The 3,152-nt window shown below is 42.4% G+C and carries 2 protein-coding genes; both read right to left on the reverse strand.

Annotation, left to right across the window (positions count from 1 at the left end; translation table 11 throughout):
- Window positions 1–152 precede the first annotated feature (152 nt).
- Complete coding sequence (locus EI161_RS13780; RefSeq protein WP_225735403.1) at window positions 153–833, reverse strand: GDYXXLXY domain-containing protein; 681 nt, start codon at window positions 831–833, stop codon at window positions 153–155.
- On the reverse strand, window positions 830–3,073 hold the full coding sequence (locus EI161_RS13785) for a DUF4401 domain-containing protein (RefSeq protein ID WP_192529832.1): 2,244 nt from the start codon (window positions 3,071–3,073) through the stop codon (window positions 830–832). The genes EI161_RS13780 and EI161_RS13785 overlap by 4 nt, the downstream gene beginning before the upstream one ends.
- Between the last annotated feature and the right edge of the window lie 79 nt (window positions 3,074–3,152).

The raw sequence follows: 3,152 nt of genomic DNA on the forward strand, positions 1-3,152 counted from the left end.
TGCTTCGGCTGTCACCCTTCTTTTATTACTCCAGCATACTTTTTGATACACCACCAAATATTTAAAACGACAAGCCACAGTAACAAGCCGCGCGTATTTATCGCAATATCAGTTTGGTTAATGAAGGTTGTTAGCTGGCTAGCTTTTATTAATTAATGAGAGGAGTCATCAGCTAATTCAGCCTTATCCTCAACATCAACCCCTTTAATAATTTGAAATTTATCGTTTACCATCTCAGTCAGTAACGGCTCGCCTTTAGCATTGACGCGGAACAAGCCATATTGTGCCGCTTCAAATGACTTGGCATGACCTTCTTGAAAGAAAAAAGCATTGGTCGCCACTTGCACGCTACCGTTACGGATGCGGTAATGAATAGCCAACTCATTGACAGCTAAACTATTAAGGTCATCTCGGCTATTGGTTTTGGCTAAACGCACAAATTGTCCAACATTGTTGCTATCGGTTTTGACGATTACATAGCCGTCACTTGGTTTATAGATTCGAAAATCTGGCTGCAAGCTTTCTAAACTCTCTAAGTTTCTTTCACGCGTTTCGGGTCGCAACGCTGCAAAAACATCAGGCTCTAGCGCATAACTGAGGGTCATATAATCGCCTTGCATAAAGCCGCGCGGATCAACAGGGGCAAGCGCTAATAATACCGTATCGCCAGTGGCAAGATGGGTTTCGTATTTGTTGATATTCATCATCATCAAGCCCAATACCAGCGCCAATCCAAGAAGGGCAATAACAATCATGACTGCCGGTTTTTGTAGCCAATGCATGGTCGGCGATGTTTCTTTAATTAAACGCTTGGTCAGAATTTTATCTTTCATGATAGGCGCTCCTGATGATCGTTGGCGCTCGATTTTATATTTGCAAGATAGCCTTTAATAAGCGTCCAACGCATAAGTAATAGCGCGATACTGATGACCAGCATGGAGACGGATTTGACCAATAAAGACGTATCGAGCTGGTAGTAGTACCAAAAGATATAGCTGACCAACGCCACAATACCAAACCCTAGCAATAGGCGCTGACTATTGGCGACAGCAATGATGATAATTAAACTGGTTGCCAATAAGCCTGAGACGTAAATCGACATAACGCCAAGTATGGCAATAGTGCAACCAACGATAATTCCTGCTGCTGATAGGAAACTGACTTGATAGCGTTTGAGAATTAAAGCAGCACCATAGAGGCTAGCAATAATGAGCAGCCCTTGGGCTAAATAATAGTTGTAGCTGAAAGCCGTACTATAACTGTCAAAGCTATTTCCATATTCAGCCGCGATAAAGTACACAGAAACGCACAACAGCATCAGTGTACTGGCATAGCCAATTGCTTTGATAGGGTCAAAAATGGTCGCTTGCCAGTCGATAGAAACGGACTGTAATAGGCGATAACGTTGTAAATTACTGATAACAACAGTCAGTGCCAACAATCCCAAACTGATCTCAGGCAGATGATAGTAGTTAAGTAAATAAACCACGCAGCCCAAAGCAACCAAGCTACTTAGTATGCGGTAAATAAAGTTCGGCACGATGAAGGTCATACTGCTTTGAAACAATAAAAATAACCATATAGCAAAGGGGTGCTCAATATCACCGCTAATTAATGCGTACGCCACATAGACTTGTCCAGCTACGCTAATCGTAAAGGCTAAGCTGTTTAAAAATATACTACGGCGAAGGTGTTTATTTTTAAATAAGATAAAGCCAGCAATATTTAATACCATGCCCATGACAAAGTTCGCTATCGCACTATCGAGTACGCCAGTATTTTCTAGCAATAAGGTTAAAAAACCGATAAAAAATAGACTGGCGAGAATGCCGCTAAAACCAAAGAATACTTGTATAAACCAAGGGTTATGGTCTTGAGGGTTATTATTAACGGTTTGGTCGGTCTGAGCATCGTTATCAATAGCATTTGCATCAACAAGTCCAAGCTGTTGTAGCTGTAAAAGAGTAGTGTCTGGGTGTTTATGGTCTATGTCACCTCTGGCTACCGTACTTGGCACACTGTTTTCGTGATTTAAACGAGCAACCTTACGTAGCCACATCACCGCTGCTGAACTCATTGCAATCAGCAACAGCGCTAAAGTTAGAAGCCCACCCGCATCGAAGTCATCTAATAGCCATTCTCCTATCCAAAACATCACCACGGTAATGATAGAAAATGACAGATAAGTGAGCATCAGCAAATCGATTCGACGTTGATAAAATTGCCAAAGCATAAAGCCGCACCAGCCAAGCCAAGATATAACAGAGATAAGCGTAGCTAAGCGATTGCCACCCTCGAAGACAGGGAAAACCGCTAGATAGGTAATAAAGCAAGTACTGAGTAGACCGACGATATAAGTGCTCCAGTGTAAGCTGGATTTGGTCTGCCTTTTTGTTTTAGGAGGAATAATAGAAGTGAGGTTGGTATGGGTAGTAGCTGCTTGAAGTGTTTGCTTTTCAGTACTGATAAGCCAAGTATTGAAGGCGATAAAATTAATCAGTGCTAGAAGCCATACTTGAGCAACGTTTTGATAAATATGATTAATAAATGACAAATCTATCAAATCAAGATATAGCATCAAACCAGCATTTATCAGCCCAAGCCACAACAGCCACAGTGCAGGAAAACGCGCAATAAGGACCCACGGCAAAATCAATACGGCCCAGCCAAAAAACAGCTGCCAGGTATCAGCGCCCGTCTGATACACCTGCCCAAACAATGCCAACAAGCTACCGGTAATCACGCTGGCAATGAGCAGTAAAAGCTGCCGGATTAGCTGAAATTTCTGTCTAAAAGAGAGCACAACGTAAAGGGCAATCGTGATAACTAATGCCCCTTCTACCAAAGCAAATTTACCCATCTTGCCCATATTTACCCAGTTGTAGGCGATAAAGAAAACTAAGGACAAGACCAGTGCTATCGGGCCAATAATGAGCAAGGCTTTATCAAAAAACGTTAGCCAAGTACGTTTGCTGGGGTAGACTTCTAGGTGAGTTGCTGCCGCCTCGGTATTTTTGAGAGGTAGAATACCTTGGTGCAGTAATTGCTCGATAGTACGCCGTGGTTGGGTCATAGTACCCTCTCATTAAAAACAGTTGGTGGTGTGTCAGAAAGTATGCTGAAGAAATAAAGGAGGGTGACAGCCAAAGCAA

The sequence above is a fragment of the Psychrobacter sp. FME5 genome (genome assembly GCF_014861375.1).
GTDB lineage: Bacteria > Pseudomonadota > Gammaproteobacteria > Pseudomonadales > Moraxellaceae > Psychrobacter.

Excerpts from the sequence above, each read along its gene's own strand:
- EI161_RS13780 (WP_225735403.1), bottom strand. The coding sequence starts at position 833 with ATGAAAGATAAAATTCTGACCAAGCGTTTAATTAAAGAAACATCGCCG.
- EI161_RS13785 (WP_192529832.1), bottom strand. The coding sequence starts at position 3,073 with ATGACCCAACCACGGCGTACTATCGAGCAATTACTGCACCAAGGTATT.